General features: G+C 54.3%; 1 protein-coding gene. It reads left to right on the top strand.

Annotated features, from left to right (window positions below; all coding sequences use genetic code 11):
- Positions 1-300 (top strand): UPF0236 family transposase-like protein (locus tag FD01_RS10655; protein WP_191981525.1); only part of this gene is annotated, 300 nt, incomplete at both ends.

Below are 300 nucleotides of genomic sequence, written 5' to 3'. Positions count from 1 at the left end.
GGATAACTTAGTGCGCGAGGCTGGACAAGAGCTAGACACGGTACGTGAAGCCGAGGACAAGTACGTCACGGTGGAGGTAGACCGGCGAGCAGTACCGCAACTGTTCATCGAAGGTGATGCCTTTAAGGTGAAGCTGAAGCATGGCACTCAGGTAATGGTTCATCGCGTCCAAATCAGTGAAGGCGTGACGCAGTCAGGCAAGCGGCACCAGTTGATCAACCGGCATAGCATCACCGGGCTGTCGCACGAGAAGGTCTTTGATGAAGACAGGTCATACATCGACCAGCACTACGATTTGCG

Origin of the sequence: Lacticaseibacillus manihotivorans DSM 13343 = JCM 12514 (assembly GCF_001435035.1) — a bacterium.
GTDB lineage: Bacteria > Bacillota > Bacilli > Lactobacillales > Lactobacillaceae > Lacticaseibacillus > Lacticaseibacillus manihotivorans.
This window is presented reverse-complemented; position numbering and strand designations above follow the sequence as displayed.